Below are 24,651 nucleotides of genomic sequence, written 5' to 3' on the forward strand. Positions count from 1 at the left end.
AGTATCACTACACGAAATATAATCTAAGATCCTATAAAGAAGTAGTTAAACTTGGATTACACCTAAGTTAAATTTTTTCTCAATAGGCGAGTGATTTGCCGCTTCAATACCCATAGAAATCCAGCTTCTGGTGTCTAAAGGATCAATTATTGCATCAGTCCATAATCGGGAAGCGGCATAATAAGGTGACACCTGCTCGTCATATCGTGCTTTAATTTTATCGAATAATTCTTTTTCTTTAGTTTCATCTACCAGTTCTCCTTTTGCTTTAAGCGAAGAAGCTTCAATTTGTGCCAATACTTTTGCGGCTTGTGTTCCACCCATAACGGCTAACTCCGCACTTGGCCAAGCAAAAATTAATCTTGGATCGTACGCTTTTCCGCACATAGCATAATTTCCCGCTCCATATGAATTTCCTACGATAACCGTGAATTTAGGTACAACTGAATTAGAAACAGCATTTACCATTTTGGCACCATCTTTTATAATTCCGCCATGTTCAGATTTTGATCCAACCATAAAACCGGTAACATCTTGTACAAAAACTAAAGGAATTTTCTTTTGGTTGCAATTAGCAATAAAACGGGTAGCTTTATCCGCACTATCAGAGTAGATTACCCCGCCAAATTGCATTTCGCCATTTTTAGTTTTAACCACTTTCCGTTGATTGGCAACAATTCCTACCGCCCAACCATCAATTCTGGCATACCCAGTAATAATGGTTTGTCCGTATCCATCTTTGTAAGCTTCAAACTCTGAATTATCAACAAGTCGATTGATGATTTCCATCATATCGTATTGTTCATTTCGGGCTTTTGGCAAAATGCCATAAATTTCTTTTTCGTCTAATGCTGGTTTTCCCGCTTTAATTCGGCTGTATCCGGCTTTGTCAAAATCACCTATTTTGTCAACTATGTTTTTTATTTTGTCTAATGCGTCTTTGTCATCTTTAGCTTTGTAATCTATAACACCTGAAATTTCACAATGTGTTGTTGCTCCGCCCAAGGTTTCGTTATCAATGCTTTCGCCAATGGCAGCTTTGACTAGATAACTTCCCGCCAAGAAAATACTTCCCGTTTTATCGACAATCATAGCTTCGTCACTCATGATTGGCAAATAGGCACCACCGGCAACGCAACTTCCCATTACAGCCGCAATTTGGGTAATTCCCATGCTGCTCATTTGAGCGTTATTTCTAAAAATTCGACCAAAATGTTCTTTATCAGGGAAAATTTCATCTTGCAAAGGCAAATAAACACCTGCGCTATCCACTAAATATATAATTGGCAGACGATTTTCCATTGCAATTTCTTGCGCGCGCAAATTTTTCTTTGCTGTTATAGGAAACCAAGCGCCCGCTTTCACAGTAGCATCATTGGCCACAACAATACATTGTTTTCCCCTAATATATCCTATTTTGACAACGACACCACCCGAGGGACAACCTCCGTGTTCTGCATACATTCCTTCACCAACAAATGCTCCAATTTCAATACTTTTCGCTTTTGGATCCAATAAATAATCGATTCGTTCGCGTGCAGTCATTTTGCCTTCACCATGTAATTTTTGGATGCGTTTTTCACCACCTCCTAATTTGACTACGCTAAATTTTTGTCGCAATGCTGAAAGTAAAAGTTTATTGTGGTCTTCGTTTTTGTTAAAGTTCAAATCCATGATGAAATAATATTAAAAAAGTTTGCGTCAAAAATACAAAATCCAACGAAATAAATTTTGTTATTTTAATTGGTTTGTGAAGAAAATCGGATGTATGGTTACTATTAAAACAAAGAAACAGAAGTTTGTGTCTGTTTTTTTATGAATTTAATAAAAAAGCACGTAATTATTTTTTAGACTCATTTACCAGTCTTTTTAAAATTGCCCACTGTTTTAATGCGTCTCTAGCTTCTACGGCAGGATATCCTAGCATAGTTTTTCCAGCTTCAATATCTCCTGTAACACCTGAACCAGCACCAACAATAGCACCATCACCAATAGTAGTGTGGTCTTTAATGGAAGCGCTTCCACCAATGATTACACCATTTCCTAGCGTTACTGATCCTGCCAGTCCACTGTTTCCAGCCATAATACAGAATTTCCCCAATTTGCTATTATGACCTATTTGAACTAAATTATCAATTTTGCAACCGTCCCCTAAAACGGTAGAACTGAATTTTCCTCTGTCGACACATGAATTCGCACCAATTTCAACATTGTTGCCTATAATCACATTTCCAATTTGAGGAACTTTGACTAAACCTCTTTGTGGATCAGGTCGAAAACCAAAACCATCGGCACCAATTGTTGCGTTAGGATGCAAAATGCAATCATTTCCTATGTGACATCTTTCTCTGATAACAGATCCTGACCAAATCACAGTGTTTTTTCCTATTGTACATTCGTCAAGAATAGTCACATTAGGATAAATGCTCGTATAATCACCAATAATGACTTTAGGACCTATGTAGCATCCTGCACCAATTCTGACACCATTGCAAATAGTTGCAGTTGGATCTATTACTGCGGTTGGATGGATATCAACTGTAAATAATGGAGTTGGAGGTGCAAAAAGTTCTAATATTTGAGACATTGCTAAATCAGCATTTTTTACTTTTATAAAAGCCCTGTCTTCTCCAGGCTGTATAGTAATATCCTCGTTGACAACTGCGGCACAAGCTTTTGATGCTGACCAAAATTTTTCATATTTTTTGTTTCCAATAAATGAAATTTCAGATTCAGTAGCGGCTTCAAGTTGTTCAGGTGCAGTAATTTTTTGGGAAGTATTCCCGACTATTTCTCCTTTTAGAATCTCATTTATTTCTTGAATGGTGTAGGATTTCATTACGTAGATATAGGATTTTGATGTTAAATATTTTTCAAATAAAAGAATTTAGGGTTGAAATTCCTAATCTTATTAATTTCTTTAACATCTATAGAAATAGAATATTATTGTAAAACTTGGAGTTTCCCTAATTGAATCGTCGTAAGTAATTTTAAAGCAAAAAACCGATACTTAATTTATAGTATCGGCTAATTTGTATTTATTTCATTCATATTTTATGCTTTGACAATCATTTTTCCTTTGTTTTCTCCTTTAAATAAACCAAGTAAGGCAGCCGGTAATTGATCAAAACCATCTACTATTGTTTCTGTGAATTTCAATTTTCCTTCATTTACCCATTTTGATAATTGAGCAATTCCTACTGGAAAGTCTTTTTGAAAATTATTGATAATAAAACCCTGCATTAATACACTGTGGGTTAATAACAACGGTTGAATACGGGGTCCCATAGGAATTTCAGTACTATTGTATAAAGAAATTTGCCCGCACAAAGCAATTCTCGCGTGAAAATTCAAGTTTTGGATGACCGCATCAGAAATGCTTCCGCCCACATTGTCAAAATAGACGTCAACTCCATTTGGACATAAATTAGCTATTGCGGTATTTATATCAGTGGTTGTTTTGTAATTGATGACATCGTCATAACCAAATTTTTCTTTTAGCATTGTTGCTTTTTCGTCAGAACCAGCAATTCCGATTATACGGGCTCCGTGGATTTTTGCAATTTGGCCAACTACAATTCCAACTGCTCCTGCTGCTCCAGAAACTACAACAGTTTCACCTGCTTTTGGTTTACCAATGCGCATGAGACCAAAATAAGCAGTTAATCCTGTCATTCCCAAGATTCCTAAATAATACGTCAAGGATTCTACTGCTGATTCAATTTTTTGCAGGTTTTTATCCGAGGCAATCATTTTTTCGCTCCAAGGCAAAGCTCCCAATACAACATCTCCCGTTTTAAAAAGATCAGATTTTGATTCGAGTACAGTTGCCAAGACTCCGCCCTCTATGGCTTTGTTTAATTCAAATTGAGGTACATAAGACTTTCCTTCATTCATTCGTCCACGCATGTAAGGATCTACGGAATAATACATTCCTTGTACCAGTACTTCGCCATGTTGCAGTGCGTCTAATTCTATATTTTCAAATCTAAAATCATTCAATATTGGAGTTCCATTAGGTCTCGCTGCTAATACGATTTGTTTAGTTGTCATGATTGTATTTTTTAAAAGTGAGTATTTAAAAACCTATAAATGCCAAAGCCTATCTATTCTACTAATTTTAAATTGGCAGTAGAATAGATAGGCGTTAGCTAATTAATAATTTCTAAAACGGATCAGATAATCCAATGACACGAATTAATTTTTTATTTACAAATTCATGAATTCCAATTTCTGCAAGTTCTCTACCATAACCTGAACCTTTGGTTCCACCAAAAGGCAAATCGGTTTGCGTCCAAGTTGGGTGATTAATAAATATCATTCCAGAGTCAATTTGATCTGCAACTCGTTTTCCACGTTCGATATCTTGTGTAAATACGGAACCTCCTAAACCAAAATCAGAATCATTTGCCAATATAATTGCTGCCGCTTCATCTTTAACTCTGTAAAAAGAGGAAACTGGACCAAATAATTCTTCATGATAAGCAGGAATTTCTGGGTTTAAATCAGACAAAATAGTAGGTTCCATAAATGCTCCTGGTCCATTTACCCGTTTGCCTCCTAATAAAACAGTGGCTCCGGCTGCAACGGATCTATCTACTTGATCTAGCAAGTGTAATAAAGCTTCTTCACTACTTAAGGGGCCTAATTCAGTGTTTGGATCCATCGGATCACCCACTTTTAATTGTGCTAATTTGGCGGTGTATTTTTCGATAAATTCATCGGCAATAGCCTCGACAGCAATAATTCTCTTAGAGGCAATACAGCTTTGCCCGTTGTTATTCATTCTACCTACCACGGCCCATTCAACAGTTTTATCTATATCGGCATCTTCTAGAACAATAAAGGCATCGTTACCTCCTAATTCCAACACTGATTTTTTAAGATTTTTTCCAGCTTCTGAGGCTAAACTCGCACCTGCGGCTTCGCTACCGGTAAGCGAAACACCTTTAATTCTCTTGTCAGAAACAAGTAGTGAAGCTCTTTTTCCTGACAGTAACAAATTGGTATATAATCCAACTGGCGCTTGCGCTTCTTTAAATAAATCCTCAATTGCAATAGCACATTGCGGAACCATCGAAGCATGTTTTAATAAGATGGTGTTCCCTACCATCATATTTGGCGCTATGAAACGAGCCACCTGATAAAAAGGAAAATTCCAAGGTTGAACTCCTAATAATACTCCTATTGGGCTTGATCTGATAAAAGCTTCACCTAATTCAGGTTCTAACTTTTTATCGGCTAAAAATGTTTCGCCATTTTCAGCATAATAGTCTAAAATATTGGCACTTAATTCTACTTCACCTACAGCCTGAGAAAATATTTTCCCCATTTCAAGGGTAATTAATGTGGCTAAAGCTGTTTTTTTCTCTCGCATTAATGATGCGACTTTGTTTAAAACAGCTGCTCTCTCGGGATAAGATGTTTTTTTCCATTCATGAAAAGTAATATTGGACTGATTAACAGCTTGTTCTACTTGTTTGTCCGTCATTTCTTCAAACGATTTTACTACTTTATTGGTTGCGGGATTAACTGTTTGTATTGACATAATTTTATGTTTTAAAAATGATTACTATTTCGGCACCTGTCAAAATTAATTTAGTGTGCAAAACACATTATTTTGCATATTTAATGTTCAATAATTGATTAATTGAATTTTTAAAAAGTAGATTTTTATTTTTTGAAAATAAACGTGCTTTAATTTTTGTTAGCCAATTATTGAATAACAAAGATAAAAATATGGTAGAGAAGGGGACTTACACAATTTCCACATTAACTTTTTTTTATGTTTAAAAGTTAACCCGTTGGGTGTAATTCAAATTTGTTTGATTTTTTAACCACATAGAAACATAGATTTTAAAATTATGTAAAACGTTTCATTTTTTTAGAGAAAACCATACTATGTGAACCCAAGAATAAGGCTATCCTACTCTTTATTCCTATGTTTCTATGTGGTTCAATTTTTTTATATAAGATTAATTGAAATTTTTATTAATTACACCCAACGGGTTAAAGTTAGTATAATCATAACACTTTTTTAAACAGTTTTTCTGCTCGTTTAATTGATTATACTTTGTGATTAATATTGCAAACTTTTGCTTTTTTATTTAAATCTTCAAAGACAATTCATATACTAAAAAAAAATTCTACCGGTTTTGAAGCGAGTAGGATTAGTTTTTATTTACGTTGTAAGATGAAATGTTTAGTGCAAATTATTCCTCCTCTTTTTGTCCCATCATCATTAAGTAGGCTTTCAAGAATTCGTCGATTTCTCCATTCATAACCCCATCAACATTACTGGTTTCATGGCCGGTTCTAACATCTTTGACTAATTTATAGGGCTGCATTACATAATTCCTGATTTGCGATCCCCATTCTATTTTCATTTTTCCAGCTTCGATATCCGCGCGTTGTGCCTGTTTCTTTTTTAACTCAATTTCGTACAACTGAGAGCGTAACATTTGCATCGCACGTTGTCTGTTGTCTTGTTGCGAACGTGTTTCGGAACACTGTATTTGAATTCCGGTTGGTTTATGGAACAATTGTACTTTCGTTTCTACTTTATTTACATTTTGTCCTCCCGCACCACTGGATCGAGACGTTGTAATCTCGATATCAGCAGGATTAATATCAATTTCTATGCTGTCATCTACAAGCGGATATACATAAACGGAAGCAAAGGAAGTATGACGCTTGGCATTACTGTCAAAAGGGGATATTCGAACCAATCGATGTACACCGTTTTCACCTTTCAAATATCCAAAAGAATAATCGCCTTCAAATTCGAGTGTTACGGTTTTTATACCCGCAGCTTCTCCTTTCTGAAAATTTAGTTCTTTGATTTTATAACCGTATTTTTCGCCCCACATCATGTACATGCGCATGAGCATTTCGGCCCAATCGCAACTTTCGGTTCCGCCGGCACCAGCGGTTATTTGTACAACAGCACTCAAAGTATCGCCTTCGTCCGAAAGCATATTTTTAAATTCTATAGCTTCAATATGAGCTTGGGTTGCATTGTATTGTTCGTCTAATTCTTCTAGCGTAAGCTCTCCTTCTTTGTAAAAATCATAGGCGAGTTGCAATTCGTCCGTCATCTCGACGGCTTTATTGTAATCTTCAATCCATTTTTTCTTGTTTCTAAGATTTTTTACAATGACTTCAGCGTCTTTTGCATTGTTCCAAAAATTGGGTGCAAAAGTTTTCTCTTCTTCATTAGAAATCTCAATTAGTTTGGCATCAACGTCAAAGATACCTCCTCAACGCACCAAGGCGCTCCACAATACCTTTAATTTGTTCGGTAGTTGTCATAAATATTATATTATTTTGATAGTTCTGTTTTCAATATTTATATAAAATTCCGCTGTGTAATAAATTTAGTTTAGTTTTAACTGAACTAGCTTGAATTAACAAACGGTATTATGTAAATTTGTGGCACAAAAATAGAAAAATTTTACGAAGGGACAATTCTCAAATTGTTCATACTGACAATAAAAAAATATGGAAATAAATTTAATTAGTGACACAATTACTAAGCCCTCTAACGAAATGTTACGATATATGTTCAAAGCAGAAGTAGGAGACGATGTTTACAAACAGGATCCTACCGTTATTGAATTAGAAGCAAAAGTAGCAGCGATGTTTGGTATGGAGGCCGGACTTTTCTTTCCTTCTGGAACAATGGCCAATCAAACGGCGATAAAATTACACACACAACCCGGAGAACAATTAATAGCTGACAAATATGCACACGTTTATCATTACGAAGGTGGTGGCGCTTCTTTTAACAGCGGGGTTTCTTGTTGTTTATTAGACGGAAACCGCGGAATGATAACCGCAGAGCAAGTGGCAGGAGCGATCAATGATCCTGAGTTTTATCATAGTCCGTTGACGAGTTTAGTTTGTGTGGAAAACACTACGAATAAAGGCGGTGGTGCTTGTTATGAATTAGAAGATTTACAGCGAATAAAACAAGTTTGCGACGCTAATCATTTGAAATTTCATATGGATGGCGCCCGAATTTGGAATGCTTTGGTAGCCAAAAAACAAGATCCAAAAGCATTTGGAAAATTATTCGATACTATTTCAGTTTGTTTGTCTAAAGGTCTGGGAGCGCCGATTGGTTCTGTTTTATTGGCTGACAAAGCTACAATTCACAGAGCGTTACGTATTCGAAAAATATTAGGTGGCGGAATGCGTCAAGTAGGCTATTTGGCGGCAGCCGGAATTTATGCTTTGGATAACAACATAAAACGTCTAGCCGAAGATCATCGAAGAGCTAAAGAAATTGCTGCGGTATTAAAAAAGGTAAGTTGGGTTGCATCAGTGGAGCCAGTTGAGACTAATATTTTGATTTTTTCATTGGCACCAAATTGTAATGAGAAGAATTTAATTGAAGTTCTAAAACAAAAAAACATTTCGATTAGCTCGATGGGACATGGAAAATTGAGAATTGTAACGCATCTTGATTATAGAGAAGTGATGCACACGTATGTTTTGGAGACACTAGAAAAAATGTAAAAAAAAAGCAGTTGTGAATTATGAGATTTGATAACTTGAAAAATTCATAATTCACAACTTATAATTCTTAATTACTTAAACAAATTATCCATTCCTGGAATCATTGGCATATCCATTTTTGCAACTGCATCAAGCTCAGCTTCATTTACTTTTGTTGCTTTATCGATAGCTTTGTTCAGTACCAAAATAATATAATCTTCTAATTGTTCTTTGTCTTCCAGCAACGAATCATCGACAGTAATTGATTTTATTGATCGGTTGGCCGTTAGTGTCACTTTCAATAAACCATCGGTACTTTGTTCCTCTATGAGAACAGTGTCTAAACGTTTTTTAGTCTCTTCTATCTTTTGTTGGGTTTCTTTAAGTTTGCCCATCATTCCCATTAAGTCCATATTTTAATTTTTTAAATTAATTGAATTACAAAATTAGTATATTGCACAGTCATATTCAACAAAATATTCATGAAAAATAGACTTATCATAACTTCTCTTTGTGTTATTTTTGCAACTTCATTTACTAATACAAAAGCACAACAAATGTTAAAAAAAAGTCCAGTTCCAGTCGCTAAAATAATTCCTAAATCATTAAAAAAACACAATGAAACAAGAATTGATAATTACTTCTGGTTAAATGACAGAGAAAATCCCGAAGTTATTGATTACCTGAATAAAGAAAACACGTATTATGATGCAATGACGGCACATACTAAAGATTTTCAAAAAGAATTGTTTGATGAAATGAAAGGAAGAATAAAGGAAGATGATCAATCAGTTCCTTATTTATTTAATGGCTATTATTACATCACACGTTTTGAAAAAGGGCAGGGTTATCCTATTTATTCCCGAAAAAAAGGAAGTCTTTCTGCCAATGAAGAAATTTTATTCAATTGCAATGATTTGGCCAAAGGGCATTCCTATTTTCAATTAGGAGGTTTAAGTGTGAGTCAAGACAATAAATTTGCAAGTTTTGGCGTAGACGTTGTAGGAAGAAGAATTTATACGATACAAATAAAAAATCTTGAAACGGGAGAAATCCTTTCTGATAGTATTGAAAATGCTACAGGAAACTCCGTTTGGGCAAATGATAATAAAACTATTTTTTATACCAGACAGGATGAAGTTACTTTGCGATCTGATAAAGTTTTCAAACACAGATTAGCCACTGATGCTACCGATGATATTTTGGTTTTTAATGAAAAGGACGATACTTTCAACGTTTCAGTGGGTAAAGAAAAATCAAGAAAATACATCATAATTGGTTCCGAGAGCACATTGACTACAGAATATAGAATACTTAATTCAGATACGCCAGAAGGTGAGTTTGTGGTTTTTCAACCCAGAGTTCGTGGTTTAGAATACAGTATTTCTCATTTTGGGGATTCTTTTTATATTCTGACCAATAAAGATAAGGCCACTAATTTTAAATTAATGAAAACGCCCGAGAACGCTACTGCTAAAAAAAATTGGAAAGATATAATTGCCCATCGAGAAGACGTTCTGCTGGAAGATATCGAGATTTTCGAAAACTATTTGGTTGTCGAGGAACGTTCGAATGGACTGAATCACATCCGAATTATGCCTTGGAGCGGAACAGGAGAATATTACTTGCCTTTTGGGAGCGAAACGTACAATGCCTATACGACTACCAATGTTGATTTTGACACTGATATCCTGCGTTATAGCTATCAATCATTAGCAACACCGTCATCGGTTATCGATTTTAACATGAAAACTAAAGAAAAAGAAATCAAGAAAGAGCAGCAAGTTCTTGGTGGCAAATTTGATAAAAGCAATTACATCGAAGAACGCATTTGGGCCACGGCTATCGATGGTACAAAAGTGCCTATTTCTTTGGTGTATCGAAAAGGCTTAAAGAAAGACGGTAAAAATCCTTTATTGCTTTATTCGTACGGCTCGTATGGCGTCACGATGGATACTTACTTTTCGTCGACACGTCTGTCTATTCTGGATAGAGGTTTTGTATTCGCAATAGCCCATATTCGTGGTGGTGAAGATTTAGGAAGACAATGGTATGAAGACGGGAAATTACTGAAAAAGAAAAATACATTCACTGATTTTATCGATTGCTCTAAATTTTTAATTCAGGAAAAATATACTTCTCCGAGACATTTATACGCCGAAGGCGGTTCAGCAGGAGGCTTATTAATGGGAGCAGTAATAAATATGGCACCAGAATTATACAATGGAGTGATTGCTCAGGTTCCTTTTGTGGATGTAATAAGCACCATGCTCGACGATACAATACCGCTTACAACTGGAGAATATGATGAATGGGGGAATCCAAACGTGAAAAAATATTACGATTACATGTTATCGTACTCGCCATATGACAACGTAAAAGAGCAAAACTATCCTAATATGTTCGTTTCTACTGGACTTCATGATTCGCAAGTACAGTATTGGGAACCCGCAAAATGGGTTGCTAAATTAAGAACTAAAAAAATTAATGATACCGTTTTGTATTTAAATACAAACATGGATGCGGGACATGGCGGTGCTTCAGGACGATTTGAAGCCATTAAAGAATTGGCAAAAGAATATAGTTTTTTATTAGATTTAGAAGGAATTAAAAACTAATTAGATTTTTTTTGTTAAATTTGTAATATTCGTGGTCTGATTAAAAATTGCTACGACTAACTATTTTTTTATGAAAAAAGAAATAACTGCTTGTAATAATGTTTTAGAATTGATAGGTAATACTCCACTTATTAAGCTAAATAAAGTTACTGAAGATTTAAAAGGAAATTTTTACGCTAAAGTAGAAGCTTTTAATCCAGGACATTCCTCAAAAGATAGAATAGCATTATACATAATTGAAGAAGCTGAAAAGAGAGGTGTTTTATCTCCAGGTGATACGATAATTGAAACCACTTCCGGTAATACGGGTTTTAGTTTAGCAATGGTCAGTATCATAAAAGGTTACAACTGCATTCTTGCAGTTAGTTCTAAATCATCTAAAGACAAAATAGACATGCTTCGTAGTTTAGGAGCAAAAGTTTATGTCTGTCCGGCGCACGTATCTGCTGATGATGAACGTTCTTATTATAATGTAGCCAAACGTTTGCACGAAGAAACGAAAGGTTCGATTTACATCAATCAATATTTTAATGAGTTGAATGTTGATGCCCATTATAAATCTACCGGTCCGGAAATTTGGAAACAAACTAATGGTGCAATTACGCATTTAATTGCCTGTAGTGGAACAGGTGGAACCATATCTGGTACTGCAAAATACTTAAAAGAACAAAATCCAAATATTAGGATTCTTGGGGTGGATGCTTTTGGATCTGTATTGAAGAAATATCATGAAACAAGAGAATTCGATAATGATGAAATTTATCCGTACCGAATTGAAGGCTTGGGTAAAAATTTAATTCCGTCCGCAACGGATTTTGATATCATTGATAAGTTCATGAAAGTAACGGATGAGGAAAGTGCTCATGCTGCGAGAGAAATTACCAGAAAAGAAGGTTTATTTGTAGGGTATACATCAGGTGCAGTAATGCAAGCGATAAGACAATATGCTGAAGAAGGTGAATTCGACGAAAACAGTAATGTAATTGCAATTTTCCCGGATCACGGTTCTCGTTACATGAGTAAAGTATTTAGCGATGACTGGATGAACGAACAAGGTTTCTTTGATAGCATCAACGAAGAAGAAGTTCAAAAAATTGAAATGATAAAATAAGTTAAAAATTATAGGTAAATAAAAAAGTCCTACTTGCTTTTGTAAATGGGACTTTTTTATTGAATATAAATAAGGACACTTTTAATTTAATCCAATAATTCAGAATTATTAAGTATCAATTCAATTTTTTTAATTGTGATTGTGATCTGACTCATTTGTAATTCTATATTTCTAAAAAAAAGACTGATATCTCTACTGACCCAACTTTCAGAAATAACTCTTGCGCCCAAACTAATTCTTAAAATAGCACTTTCAATTTCAGTAGTATATTTGACATTAACTGCTTGACCAATATGACATTTTTGGGCAGCAAGTCGAATAATTTCTAATGAAGAACCTTCAAAATGATCGGATAAATCAGAATTTAATAGGGTGTACAATTTTTTTACTTTATCAACAGCTAAGACCTCATTGTTTTTAAAAATAAAGAAAGGAAAAATTGTACGGATGTTTCTTATTCCAAATTCTTTACTGCTAAAGCTCTTTGTTTTTGTTTCATCACTATAAATAGGCTGTAAAAATGTGGCCTCTTTTATAGAGTCATCAACAAAATTGCAAAACATCTCAATACCCATATTTCGATATAAAATTGGTGTTTTGTAATACCTGTCCATTTCAACCACGGCAGCATTCCAACGCATGTAAGAACCATAATTATATCCGTCAGATAATTCATTGGAACAAAACCATGAAGTCGGCCAATCAGAACTATTATAATATTTGTTTAAGCCTTTTGGTAATGTATTTTTTACAGATTGAATTAATTTATTGACACTTTGAGGTAAAATTAATGCACCGCAGTATGGCGGCCCAGTGAAGAATTTACTCCCCGTTATGGTAACAATATATCCTTTATTTAAATAATTTTGGATGTCTTTTGGATCTAATCTCAACTGTGATCCATCAACAATTATTTGAATTGATAAGTTTTCAAGTTTATTTAATTTTTTTATAAATTCGTCACTAGGAGCTTGATACCCTAATTTTGATTGGTCCATAGTATGTAATACTACATGCCTGCCTTGATTTTTAGTCCTAATAACGGCATCGAATACTTCCTTATCTAATTGAGCAGAAGTTTTTAATGCGCCATTTTGATCTCTAAAAGGGATTTGTACTAAATCAACATCTCTAAAACCTTCAATTTTAGCATCTTTTTTAATTGGATAATTTAAAGCAGTAGTATTTTCAAAATGACATCCCTTTAAAGCCGTAGCTACACCGCTACCAGTTTCATCAGAGGCCACTAAAATATGTGTAATTTCTTTATCGGAAATAATTTGCGTTATAGCAGCTATTTGAAGTGAAGAATCAGTACCTGATGGTGAAAAAATTATTTCACATTCCTCACTTAATCTAAATATTTTTCTAAGGTTATTTTTTAGTAATTCAGAAAAATCTATAGTAGTATTTTTAAAACCATTTTTTAAGCTATTTCTAATTAATATACTTCTCACTTTATCTGTTTTATCAAAAGCAAAATTAGAAACGCTAGACGCCGTAGATGAAGCAAAAGTAAATGCATCAGGTCTGGGGAATGGACGACATCCGTACTTGTTTAGCAAATGAATTTCATCGATATTCAAACGAAGATCTCCTCCAGACATCAACATATATTCTGTGGGTTTTGCAAGATTTTCGACAATAGCTTTCCAAGATTTTTTGAGTTCAGTGTTCGAATTTTTTAAACCATGAAAAGATTGGAGTTCTTCGTTTATTAATGAAGATTCAGTATTTAAATAGATATTATTTTTAATTAAATTAATTAGAACATAATCAAGATTTTCTAATTTTTCTTTATCATCTTTAGGTAGCAAATTATAAAATATTCGAGTTACTTCAAGAGCTGCAATATCGCATAAAACTACATCTTGTTTTTCGGTATTCAAAGCTTTGTACCATAGCTGCCATTCGATGCCATATCTTAAATAGACTAAAGCTAAAATGGGTTTACTCAAAAAGGATGAACCAATTATAATTGATTTGTTGGGTACAATTTTGAAAATAGTAGGCTCACTAGTTGAGGTGATAATATTGATATTATTTATCTTTGGTACGGTATTAAATCTTTTTAAAACGCGAACTAAATAGTTTACATTTTCTTTTTCAAATAAACTTGTTCTCTTATATTGATTTTCAATCAGGATGTTGTTTGTCATGTGTATTATAATTTTATACGTTCCTTGGAACGATATTCTGTATTAGGAATATTTAGCTAATTAACAAAACGCATTCAATTACGGACTATATTTTGTAAAAAATCGTCACAAAAACTAAATTTTTATTAAGTCTTTTTTGTCTCAAATAAGGAAATTTAGTTTGCAAAATAATTGTGCTCCCAATAGTTTGATGTATCGCTTGTTTTTAAGGCTTTACACTTAGTAAAAGTTAGCAAATATAAGAAACTTGTTAGCAGTAAAAAAGATATCAAAAAATACTCTTTTGCTAAATTTTCTGTCTTTCACCATATTCCGTTATTTAAACTGTATTGATATAATAATTTACAGGTAAAAGCGTATTAAAAAACTATATTTTATAAATTGATTTATTATAAGAAAACTTGATAGAAAGGGAAGGGCAAGAGGGCAAATGCATAATTATAAGTAACTTTCTACTTTATGTTTAAAATATGCTTTAGGCCGATTTTTAAAAAACGCAGCAGTTACGCAGCAAAGGTTAATTAAAAAAAGAAATAAAAAAGGCTTAATTCTTAATTTATAATTGTGAAACAAAAAAACTCCAGCTAAAGCTAGAGTTTTAAATATAATTTAAATGAAGTCTAAGCTTCTTCCATTGTATGATATACGTTCATCACGTCATCATCTTCTTCCATTTTTTCGATCAGTTTCTCTACATCGGCCATTTCAGCTTCCGTTAATTTTTTTGTTATTTGCGGAATTCTTTCAAATCCAGAAGATAGAATTTCAAGTCCTCTGTTTTCTAATTCTTTTTGAATCGTTCCGAAATTACCAAAAGGCGCGTATATTAAAATACCATCTTCGTCCTCAAAAACTTCTTCAGCACCAAAGTCAATTAATTCTAATTCGAGTTCTTCAGGGTCGATTCCGTTTGTTGGTATTCTAAAATTACAGGTATGATCGAACATAAATTCGACCGATCCTTGGGTTCCCATAGTTCCACTGCATTTGTTAAAATAACTGCGAACGTTAGCTACGGTTCTGTTATTATTATCCGTGGCAGTTTCAATTAGAATGGCAATTCCATGCGGTGCATACCCTTCAAATAAAACTTCTTTATAGTTAGCGGTGTCTTTATCGGTAGCTTTTTTTATGGCACGTTCTACATTTTCTTTTGGCATATTTACGGCCTTGGAATTCTGAATAACTGCTCTTAATCTAGAGTTGGCATCGGGATTAGGACCGCCTTCTTTTACAGCCATTACGATATCTTTACCAATTCTGGTAAATGCTTTGGCCATTGCTGACCAACGTTTCATTTTTCTTCCTTTTCTAAACTCAAACGCTCTTCCCATTTCTATTTTTATTTTGAACTGCAAAAATACAGTTATTCTATACTTTATCCAATGATTTTATTTCTTGTAAAAAGGTAATTTTACCACCTTAGCAGGAACATCATTTTTACGGATCCTGATAAATATGTCACTCTCTAAAGCACTATTTTCTACCGTGACATAACCCATTCCTATTCCTTTATTCATGGATGGTGACATTGTTCCCGAAGTTACAATTCCGATTACATTTCCTGATGCATCTACAATTTCGTAATCGTGTCTTGGCACCGCACGTTCCTGCATTTCAAACGCAACCAGTTTTTTAGAAACTCCTGCTTCTTTTTGTTTTTTCAGGTTTTCAGAATTTGTAAATTCTTTTGTGAACTTTGTAATCCATCCCAAACCAGCTTCCAGTGGAGAAGTCGTGTCATTTATATCATTTCCGTACAAACAGAAACCCATTTCCAATCGCAACGTATCACGAGCCGCAAGACCAATTGGTTTGATGCCAAAAGCTGCACCCGCTTCAAAAACTTTATTCCAAATTTGTTCTGCGTCGGAATTTTTACAATAAATTTCAAAACCTCCAGAACCGGTATATCCTGTAGCCGAAATAATTACGTTTTCGATACCGGCAAAATCACCCACTTCAAAATGGTAATATGGAATCGCAGATAAATCTTTTGAGCTCAAGGATTGCATCGCTTCAACCGCTTTTGGTCCTTGAATGGCCAATAAAGAATAATCATCCGAAAGGTTTTTCATCTCCACACCCAAATCATTTTTAGCCGAAATCCAATCCCAATCCTTGTCAATATTCGATGCATTTACGACTAATAAATATTGCTCCTCTTTCATTTTATAAACCAGCAAATCATCTACAATTCCACCATCATTGTTCGGTAAACAAGAATATTGCGCTTTTCCTATAGTCAAAGTAGAAGCATCATTTGAAGTCACTTTTTGAATCAAAGCCATTGCATTTGGACCCGTAAGCAGGAATTCACCCATGTGTGAAACGTCAAAAACTCCCACGGCGTTGCGCACCGTTTCATGTTCGGCATTCACACCTTCATATAAAATGGGCATATTATATCCGGCAAAAGGAAGCATTTTTGCTCCCAAACTCTCATGTATGTGCGTAAGCGCAGTATTTTTCATTGTATTTTTACATTAAATTTGAAGTCGCTAATTTATTGATTTTATTTCGAGTGACAAAGGCGGAGTGATGCAAAGTTTAAAGTTTCAAACGTTTTTGCAATAACTCGTTCTGTAGGATTATGACAATTATTTTCAGGTGTTATTTACTTCGTCAGTTCGCTCCGCTCGTGTCCTGCTTTTCACATCAATCTTGTATTACCCTGTCAGGGTTTTGAACCCTGACAGGGTAAAAAGAAGGATTTCCGTTGCAAACGAAGTTCACTGAACTTTTATTGAAATTGAAGAAAAGTTAAGGATTCAGGGCTAAGTAATTTAGGCTCAAATAACGAATTAGTTTCCTATTAAATATGTAATTTTAAACAAACAAATAGCCATGACAAATCTTATTTATATCGAGCAAAAAGAAATATTGAAACGCTACAAAATACCGGATAAACACACCCACAAAGGAATTCAGGGACACGCTTTGATCATTGGCGGAAGTTATGGGAAAATAGGCGCCGTGAGCTTATCGGCCAAAGCTTGCTTGAAAACCGGTTGCGGATTAGTCACTGTTTTAATCCCTGAATGTGGCTATAACATCCTGCAAGTCGCTGTTCCCGAAGTCATGGTTCTCACTGATAATGAAGAAAAAATAATCACAAATATCACTTTCGACATAACGCCGCAAGCCATCGGAATTGGTCCCGGTTTAGGTCAGGCAGTTGCAACCCAAAATGCTTTGCATCATTTTTTAAAAACAAATAAAATCCCACTAGTAATTGATGCCGATGCGTTGAATATTTTATCCCAAAACAAAGAATGGCTTTCCTTATTACCTCCCAAAACAATCGTAACGCCACATCCCAAAGAATTGGAACGATTAATAGGAAAATGGCATTCCGAAGAGGACAAAATCAATAAAGCGATCTCCTTTTCAAAACAGTACCAAGTGATAATCGTGATGAAAGGCGCACCAAGCCAAATCATAGATGGAGAAACTTTTTACGAAAATACCACCGGAAATGCAGCTCTCGCAACTGCAGGAAGTGGTGATGTTTTGACGGGAATGATAACGAGTTTACTAGCGCAATCCTATAAACCAATAAACGCAGCAATTCTAGGTGTGTACCTCCACGGATTAACCGCTGATATAGCACTTCCTGAAACGGGTTATCAATCTTTTATCGCCTCTGATGTAATTGCGAATATTGGAAAAGCTTTTTTGAGTTTAAAAAAAATGGAGTAAATAGCGCTCATAAATGAATTTTATCTCACTTATTTGTAAGTTTGTATCCAAGCAAAATTGCTTTATCCAATTCGATTATGGAAAAAACTCCCCATCTCAGAACCGTAAATGTTACGCGATACATCACTCCGTTGCGAGAAGGCGGTTCTTTGCCTGCTCTTGCTGAAGCCGATGATGATTTTAAATATGTATTAAAATTCAAAGGTGCAGGACACGGCGTAAAAGCCTTAATTGCCGAATTAATAGGTGGAGAAATTGCACGTGCTTTAAATCTTAAAATGCCAGAACTTGTTTTCGCAAATCTCGATGAAGCTTTTGGACGTTCAGAAGGAGATGAAGAGATTCAAGACTTGCTTCAAGGCAGTCAAGGACTTAATTTAGCGTTACATTATTTATCTGGAGCCATCAATTTTGATCCTGTTGTCACTTTGGTTGACGCAAAAATTGCTTCCCAAATTGTTTGGTTGGATGCTTTTATTACAAATGTTGACCGAACATTTAGAAACACCAATATGCTGATTTGGCATAAAGAATTATGGCTGATCGACCATGGCGCTTGCCTTTATTTTCATCATTCGTGGACCAATTGGGAAAAGCATGCGCAAAGTCCTTTTGCACTGATAAAAGACCATGTAATGTTGCCTCAGGCTTCCTTATTGTTAGAAACGGATGCGGTATTTAAAAAAATATTGACTGACGATATACTGCAAAATATCGTGAATATGATTCCAGAAGTATGGCTCAATTGGGAAGATGTCGATGAAACTCCAGAGGCCATTCGAGACGTTTATTTTCAGTTTTTATCCATACGTTTAAACCATTCCGAAATTTTTATAAATGAAGCGCAAAATGCAAGAGAAGCACTTATATGAGTACGCCGTAATCCGGGTTGTGCCAAGGGTAGAACGCGAAGAATTCCTCAATGTAGGTATTATTCTTTTTTGTAAAAAAGCAAAGTTTATAAAAGTTTTGTGTTCAATGAACGAAGCAAAATTGCAACTGTTTTCAGCCGACTTAGATTTAGAACAAGTGCACTTAAATGTACAGGCATTTGAGAAAGTAGCGCATGGAGAAAAATCAGGTGGACCAATAGGACAATTTGATATTCCATCGCGTTTCCGATGGTTGACTGCACTTCGCAGTTCCGCTATTCAAACCTCAAGACCACATCCGGGACTAAGTGATGATTTAGAGCAAACAGCACAACGCTTGTTTGAAGAAATGGTATTGTAAATAAATTTTAAAACTGTTGGAAAGTCAATTCATAATTAAAATACTTTTATGCTGTCAACAATAGAATAGAGAGGGTATGACTGTCCGCAAAACGTATTAACCATTTTTTGCCACGGATTCACTGATTTTAAATTGGATAATATCTATGTTTTTTTTGCCAAAAATCTATTTTTAATCTGTGAATCTGTGGCTAATTTTTTAAAAACGTTGATGCGTGATTTACTAGGAATGAGTCACGAAAATAGTGTAAAAAATTTAAGGAAGACTGTTCAGATGACGCGCAAGATGCATCCCCATGCTAAAACAAGCTTGCAAGAGATAGCCGCCGGTAGGTGCATCCCAGTCGAGCATTTCACCAATGCAATAATTACTTTTTTTATCTTTTAGTTGAAAATTTTCGTCCACAGCATTCAGTTGGATACCGCCTGTTGTTGATATCGCATCGTTCAATAGGGCAGAACCGGTGATCTCGATACTCAATTTCTTAATATTTTGTGCCAGTAGCGCTGGATTCAGGTAGGTTTCTTTCGAAAGGTATTTTTTCAAAAGCCCGATCTGCGCAGGACTCAATTTAATTTCTTTTTGCAGTGTTTCGCTCGTCTTTTTAAAAGTAGATTTTTTGATTTTTTGAAGCAAATCATCGGAACGCAAAGTTGGTTTCATATCCAAGAAAACAATCGCCTTTTGTTGGCTTTGCAATTCTTCCCGAATTTGTGGACTAAGAGCATAAATGGCATTTCCTTCTAAACCGAAACGCGTGATAACGACTTCGCCTTTTTGTTTTTTATTCAAACAGCTAATGGCAATATTTTTAAGCGGGCTGCCTTCATGTTCGCTGATAAAATCTTCCGGCCAGTCAACACGATATGCACAATTAGAAGATTGAAACGGAACGATAGCGATATCTTGCTGTTCGAATAAATCTAGCCAAGTGCCATCAGAACCGGTGATCTTCCAGCTACCACCGCCTAAGGCAAAAATGGTATAGTCCGATTTTATTTCTGTAGTAGCATTAAAAACAAGGTTATCGTTGTTCGTCCAGCCTGTCCAAGTGTGTTGGTACTGAATGGCAACACCTTGCTTGTCGAGAACGTCCAGGATTGCGTTCAGTACAGTTATGGGTTTGATACCACGTTCAGGATACACTCGTTTGCTACTGCCGATGTAGGTTGAAATACCGATGGTATCAATCCATTTCCGAAAATCGTCGTTGTCAAAATTAAGGAGTGCTTTTTCTAGAAAATCAGCTGGTGTATAGCGTGCAATCAATTCAGCAATAGGTTCCGAGTGGGTGAGGTTAAATCCTCCTTTTCCGGCCACCAAAAATTTTCTTCCTAGTGTCTTATTCTTTTCATAGATGGTAACTTTAAATTTCTGACAATCGAGTAAAGCAGCAAGTATAAGTGCTGCGGGTCCTCCTCCAATAATTGAAACGGTTTTCTTCACCCTGCAAAAATAGGTTTTGTTTTACGGATTAAACTTAATATCGATTTTTATATTAGTTGCTTTTTGGCAGAGCACAAAAAAGGCTGTTCAAAATCATATTGAACAGCCTTTTAATTCTTAATGTAAAATAAATACGCTAAACCTAATATTTCGCTGATTCTCCGGCTTTAGGTAAGGACTGTTTTATAAATTGTCTGATATCTTCATTGGCGGTTTCTAAATCAACTTTTCTTAAATACATCATGTGCCCACTTCTGTAACCTTTCCATGACATTCGATCTTTTAGTATTCCGCTTGGATCCATTTGCCACATGTTGTATTTTGAATTGAAATAATCACAAGCCCCGTCATAGTAGCCGGACTGAACCATTACATGCAAATACGGATTTTGTGCCATGGCTTGACGCAGGTTTTCTCCGGTTTTATCATTGGAATCATCCCAAGGTCTGACAAGACCAAACATATTGTATTTAAAATCAGTTTTGTAATTCAAATTATTTCGCAAATACATATTGATGGCAGGAGTAAAGGAATGAAGCCAAGAGGTAAGTTCCGCATTAAAATCAGGTGCGTTACCAGCCGCTTTGCGGTCAATTCCTTTGTAGCGGGAATCTAATCTTCCTATTGTAAATCCTTGCTCGCGCAACAATTCTTTCCAAAAATAATCATACGGCACGTCTAAATTATTTTGCATCACCACTTTTTCCGAAAGTCCGGAATAGCGCGCAATTTTTACAGCCATTTCTTTTCTTGATTGGTCGTCTAATGCCCCTCCTTTACTCATTGCGGGAAGCAGTTCATTTATGGTAAAATCTTCCACTTCCGGCAACATATCAGTTAAATCTTTGTTCTGTAAATCAGAAGGCAGCATTTTGTGATACCAAGCCGTAGCGGCAAAATAAGGCAGTTTCAGTGCGGCTTCAGAAGCGACTCCGCGAGCGATTCCCAATTCAGTAGGCGATACTAAAATAACGCCGTTCAGGTACATCCATTCACTGTTTTGCAACTCTAGAGCAAGTCCGGAAACGCGTGTAGTACCATAACTTTCACCAATTAAATATTTTGGAGAAGCCCAACGATTGGTTCGGGATACAAAACCATTAATCCAATCGGCGAGGTATTTAATATCGGCATTTACACCAAAGAACTTAGTAGTTGGTATTTCCTTACTCGTAGCTCTTGAATACGCCGTATTGACCGGATTTACAAAAACAATATCGGCAACATCCAAAATCGAATACGGGTTTTCTTTGATTCCATAAGGCTGTAACGGATAGCCTTCATCATCAATATTGATTAAACTGGGACCGGTATACGCAATCTGCATCCAAACTGAAGCTGAACCAGGACCGCCATTAAAGGAAATAACCAACGGACGGGCAGCACGATCTTTTACATCGGAGCGCTCATAATACGTGTAAAATAAACCGGCAATCGCTTTTCCGTCTTCATCCCAAACTGGCATCGTACCAGTTGTAGCTTTGTAGACCACTTTTTGACCTTTGATAGTCGTAGTATGTTCCGTCACCACATGGGAATCTGGATTAAAAATTAAATTTGCTGCTGAATTTTCTTCTTTCGGAACGGTAGGTGTAATGGTTGTTTTTGGTAGCTGGGCATGTAAAGCCGTAAAAAATGCAACTAAGAGCAAGGACAGTACTGTTTTTTTCATAAGTAGATTGGTTAGGGGTGTTCAATACTGTTTTTTTAAAACAATTTTGACAGCACTAATATATTGTTTTTTAATAGAGTGACAAAAGTCGGATGCGGAATTGTAATTTCCGAAGCGTGAAACATCATTTGGGCGTAACCCCAAAGCACAAAAACGCCATTTCCCATTTACATATCTGCAGCTTTGGGGTCGGGCTTTTGGCTTTATCTTTATTTTTTTAAAGAAAAAAAATAAAGGATGCCGCCGCAATCCCTTACGCGAGCCGCCCGAAGATTGATGGAAATTATAGATTTCCTATTACGTATCCCTAAATTTTTTTTTCTTGAAATAGCATTTCCAATTGCTCGAGACTAGCAGTAATACCTTGTTCAAAACCCATTTCAATCATGGTTTCAATCTCTTTTTCATTGGAATAAAACATCTTAAATTCTACCAAAGTACCTGATTCTGTTGTAGTAAAAACAATAGTTCCGGTAGAAATCGGCAGGGAATTGTTTACAGTTCCTTCTTCGTCACAAAAGCTATCTCTAATTTCAAAACTTAAATGTGGCGTTATAGCTGTATAATCCATGCGTCCGTAATGTTTTTCATTTTCAGGACCCATCATTGCGTACAACCAATAACCGCCAACAGAAAAGTTCATCGTTTTGGTTTCTGCTTTCCAAGGTTTTGGAGCCCACCATAGTTCCAACAATTCACTTTTCGTGTACGCGCGCCAAACTTTTTCAAGCGGGGCGCTAAACGTTCTGGAAACCAAAATTGATTTTTCTTTTAAATTTTTTACAACCTGTGTTTTGAGAGTAGTTGCCATTTTATTTTGATTTAAGATTGATTATACTAGTTCTAATTGATTGATTTAGTTGTTATTTTTTTCATAAAAATGAAAAATCAACTTTTAAAGCTCTTTTATTTTACTCAAACGATTATCGAATTTATGAAGAATCAAGTTATAAAAACTATCCAATCCTTTTTTCCAAAACAATAAATTCCAAAGGTTGTTCCGTAATTGGAATATGAACATCGCTTGCCGGAAAGGGTTCTCGTGGTCCAATTTCTATGTAGCCGTTGCGTTTGTACCATGCAATTAATTCTTCTCGAACAGATATTACAGTCATTACAATTTTTAGCAACCCTAATCCCGAAGCATGGATTTCTGCCTGTTGCAATAATTTTTTGGCAACGCCGCTATTTTGTAGCTCCGGATTAACTGTCAGCATACCTAAATACAAATGCTGTTTTTTTTCAGTCAGCAATACACAACCAATAATTTGTTCGTTCGCTATAAATTTCAGAATCGTATTTTTAGGCTCTTGCATAATTTCAATCAATTCTGCTTCAGTAGTTCGCAGTCCTTCTAAAATGTTGGCTTCAGTCGTCCATCCTTTTTTAGACGATTCGCCGCGATACGCTGAATTGATTAATGTATTTAAAAGGGAAACATCTTCTACTGTTGCTTTTGTAATCATGGATTATACTTAGATTGTTGAGTTATTGCTTTATGTTTTTCAAAGGTAAAAAAAAGGTCGTAATCACTTCATTTTTAATGAAATAATTAGTTATAATAGTTTATAAATACTTGATAATCAATGTATTTAAGTATTAAATAAGATTATTTTTTTTATCTTTGACTAAAGAAACTTTAAAACAATTTAAAATATAAGATTATGAAAAAGTTACATATTTTTTGGGTGATAGTGATGGCTTGCTTACTCAATATAGCGCCTATTATGGGGCAATCTACCGCTAAAAAGAATAAAGTTATTGCTGACAGCAAAAAAGCAATGGCGGAGTTCATTAAAAAAGATGCTCTCATGAAAGGAATTTTTGAAAATGCCTATGGCTATGCTATATTCCCTAATGTTGGCAAAGGAGGACTCGGTATTGGGGGAGCAGCTGGTAACGGAGTGGTATATGAACAGAACACGATTGTAGGTATGGCCAAGTTGTCGCAATTGAGCATTGGATTTCAGGCTGGTGGACAAGCGTATCGAGAGGTGATATTTTTTGAGTCAAAAAACGAACTTGACCGCTTTAAAGAAAGCCGATTTGAGTTTTCGGCGCAAGCCTCAGCGGTCGCTGTAACAGAAGGCGCTTCAGCAAATGTAAAATATACCGATGGCGTAATGGTGTTCACCATGCAAAAAGGCGGGCTCATGTACGAGGCATCAATTGGAGGACAAAAGTTTAAGTTTAATAAATTGTGATAAAAAG

General features: G+C 35.4%; 20 protein-coding genes. 7 read left to right on the forward strand and 13 right to left on the reverse strand.

Annotated elements, in window-relative coordinates:
* Nucleotides 1-45 precede the first annotated feature (45 nt).
* The 5 genes from ACNQGJ_RS09270 to prfB form a co-directional block, all read right to left on the reverse strand.
* On the reverse strand, nt 46-1,674 hold the full coding sequence (locus tag ACNQGJ_RS09270) for an acyl-CoA carboxylase subunit beta (protein WP_417972480.1): 1,629 nt from the start codon (nt 1,672-1,674) through the stop codon (nt 46-48).
* A 166-nt stretch (nt 1,675-1,840) separates the two neighbouring features.
* Complete coding sequence (gene lpxD, locus ACNQGJ_RS09275; protein ID WP_417972479.1) at nt 1,841-2,839, reverse strand: UDP-3-O-(3-hydroxymyristoyl)glucosamine N-acyltransferase; 999 nt, start codon at nt 2,837-2,839, stop codon at nt 1,841-1,843.
* A 215-nt stretch (nt 2,840-3,054) separates the two neighbouring features.
* Nucleotides 3,055-4,053 (reverse strand): NADP-dependent oxidoreductase, encoded by a 999-nt coding sequence (locus ACNQGJ_RS09280; RefSeq protein ID WP_417972478.1) that lies wholly within the window; start codon nt 4,051-4,053, stop codon nt 3,055-3,057.
* A gap of 112 nt (nt 4,054-4,165) precedes the next feature.
* Nucleotides 4,166-5,548 (reverse strand): NAD-dependent succinate-semialdehyde dehydrogenase, encoded by a 1,383-nt coding sequence (locus ACNQGJ_RS09285; RefSeq protein ID WP_417972477.1) that lies wholly within the window; start codon nt 5,546-5,548, stop codon nt 4,166-4,168.
* Between the two features lie 664 nt (nt 5,549-6,212).
* Nucleotides 6,213-7,311, reverse strand: a protein-coding gene (gene prfB / locus ACNQGJ_RS09290) for a peptide chain release factor 2 (RefSeq protein WP_417972476.1) whose coding sequence is annotated in 2 segments (ribosomal slippage) — nt 6,213-7,247 and nt 7,249-7,311 — 1,098 coding nt in all. Because the reading frame shifts where the segments join, the coding sequence is not laid out codon by codon here.
* Nucleotides 7,312-7,500: 189 nt separating this feature from the next.
* Here prfB and ACNQGJ_RS09295 point away from each other — a divergent pair.
* Entirely contained in the window at nt 7,501-8,520 is a 1,020-nt protein-coding gene (locus ACNQGJ_RS09295) for a threonine aldolase family protein (protein ID WP_417972475.1), read from the forward strand.
* Nucleotides 8,521-8,591: 71 nt separating this feature from the next.
* Here the strand turns inward: ACNQGJ_RS09295 and ACNQGJ_RS09300 are convergent, their stop codons facing one another.
* A complete protein-coding gene (locus ACNQGJ_RS09300; protein ID WP_417972474.1) occupies nt 8,592-8,912 on the reverse strand; it encodes a YbaB/EbfC family nucleoid-associated protein in 321 nt (106 codons plus the stop codon).
* A 69-nt stretch (nt 8,913-8,981) separates the two neighbouring features.
* Between ACNQGJ_RS09300 and ACNQGJ_RS09305 the strand changes: the two genes are divergently transcribed.
* Together ACNQGJ_RS09305 and ACNQGJ_RS09310 are read left to right on the forward strand one after the other, a co-directional pair.
* A complete protein-coding gene (locus ACNQGJ_RS09305; protein WP_417972473.1) occupies nt 8,982-11,117 on the forward strand; it encodes a S9 family peptidase in 2,136 nt (711 codons plus the stop codon).
* 70 nt (nt 11,118-11,187) lie between these two features.
* Entirely contained in the window at nt 11,188-12,228 is a 1,041-nt protein-coding gene (locus tag ACNQGJ_RS09310) for a cysteate synthase (RefSeq protein WP_417972472.1), read from the forward strand.
* 86 nt (nt 12,229-12,314) lie between these two features.
* Here the strand turns inward: ACNQGJ_RS09310 and ACNQGJ_RS09315 are convergent, their stop codons facing one another.
* From ACNQGJ_RS09315 to gcvT, 3 genes are all read right to left on the reverse strand, one after another.
* Nucleotides 12,315-14,387 carry a hypothetical protein gene (locus ACNQGJ_RS09315; RefSeq protein WP_417972471.1) on the reverse strand — a complete coding sequence of 691 codons (2,073 nt, stop codon included), beginning with the start codon at nt 14,385-14,387 and terminating at the stop codon, nt 12,315-12,317.
* Nucleotides 14,388-15,007: 620 nt separating this feature from the next.
* Nucleotides 15,008-15,721 carry a YebC/PmpR family DNA-binding transcriptional regulator gene (locus ACNQGJ_RS09320; RefSeq protein WP_417972470.1) on the reverse strand — a complete coding sequence of 238 codons (714 nt, stop codon included), beginning with the start codon at nt 15,719-15,721 and terminating at the stop codon, nt 15,008-15,010.
* A gap of 57 nt (nt 15,722-15,778) precedes the next feature.
* Nucleotides 15,779-16,861, reverse strand: a complete 1,083-nt coding sequence (gene gcvT / locus ACNQGJ_RS09325; RefSeq protein WP_417972469.1) for a glycine cleavage system aminomethyltransferase GcvT — start codon at nt 16,859-16,861, stop codon at nt 15,779-15,781.
* Nucleotides 16,862-17,234: 373 nt separating this feature from the next.
* Here gcvT and ACNQGJ_RS09330 point away from each other — a divergent pair, with 373 nt between their 5' ends.
* The 3 genes from ACNQGJ_RS09330 (at nt 17,235) to ACNQGJ_RS09340 (ending at nt 19,322) form a co-directional block, all read left to right on the forward strand.
* Nucleotides 17,235-18,089, forward strand: a complete 855-nt coding sequence (locus tag ACNQGJ_RS09330; protein ID WP_417972468.1) for an NAD(P)H-hydrate dehydratase — start codon at nt 17,235-17,237, stop codon at nt 18,087-18,089.
* Nucleotides 18,090-18,166: 77 nt separating this feature from the next.
* On the forward strand, nt 18,167-18,961 hold the full coding sequence (locus ACNQGJ_RS09335; protein WP_417972467.1) for a HipA family kinase: 795 nt from the start codon (nt 18,167-18,169) through the stop codon (nt 18,959-18,961).
* A complete protein-coding gene (locus ACNQGJ_RS09340; RefSeq protein WP_417972553.1) occupies nt 18,939-19,322 on the forward strand; it encodes a DUF3037 domain-containing protein in 384 nt (127 codons plus the stop codon). Before ACNQGJ_RS09335 ends, ACNQGJ_RS09340 begins: the two co-directional genes overlap by 23 nt.
* Before the next feature lie 255 nt (nt 19,323-19,577).
* On the opposite strand, the gene ACNQGJ_RS09345 is transcribed toward ACNQGJ_RS09340, so the two are convergent.
* From ACNQGJ_RS09345 to ACNQGJ_RS09360, 4 genes are all read right to left on the reverse strand, one after another.
* Entirely contained in the window at nt 19,578-20,768 is a 1,191-nt protein-coding gene (locus ACNQGJ_RS09345) for a BaiN/RdsA family NAD(P)/FAD-dependent oxidoreductase (protein ID WP_417972466.1), read from the reverse strand.
* A 142-nt stretch (nt 20,769-20,910) separates the two neighbouring features.
* Complete coding sequence (locus ACNQGJ_RS09350; protein WP_417972465.1) at nt 20,911-22,440, reverse strand: S10 family peptidase; 1,530 nt, start codon at nt 22,438-22,440, stop codon at nt 20,911-20,913.
* 307 nt (nt 22,441-22,747) lie between these two features.
* A complete protein-coding gene (locus ACNQGJ_RS09355; protein WP_417972464.1) occupies nt 22,748-23,251 on the reverse strand; it encodes an SRPBCC family protein in 504 nt (167 codons plus the stop codon).
* Between the two features lie 145 nt (nt 23,252-23,396).
* Entirely contained in the window at nt 23,397-23,906 is a 510-nt protein-coding gene (locus ACNQGJ_RS09360; RefSeq protein ID WP_417972463.1) for a GNAT family N-acetyltransferase, read from the reverse strand.
* Between the two features lie 261 nt (nt 23,907-24,167).
* Here ACNQGJ_RS09360 and ACNQGJ_RS09365 point away from each other — a divergent pair, with 261 nt between their 5' ends.
* On the forward strand, nt 24,168-24,644 hold the full coding sequence (locus tag ACNQGJ_RS09365) for a lipid-binding SYLF domain-containing protein (RefSeq protein ID WP_417972462.1): 477 nt from the start codon (nt 24,168-24,170) through the stop codon (nt 24,642-24,644).
* Nucleotides 24,645-24,651: the final 7 nt, after the last annotated feature.

It is taken from the genome of Flavobacterium cryophilum (assembly GCF_048286555.1).
In the GTDB taxonomy this organism is placed as follows: Bacteria; Bacteroidota; Bacteroidia; order Flavobacteriales; family Flavobacteriaceae; genus Flavobacterium.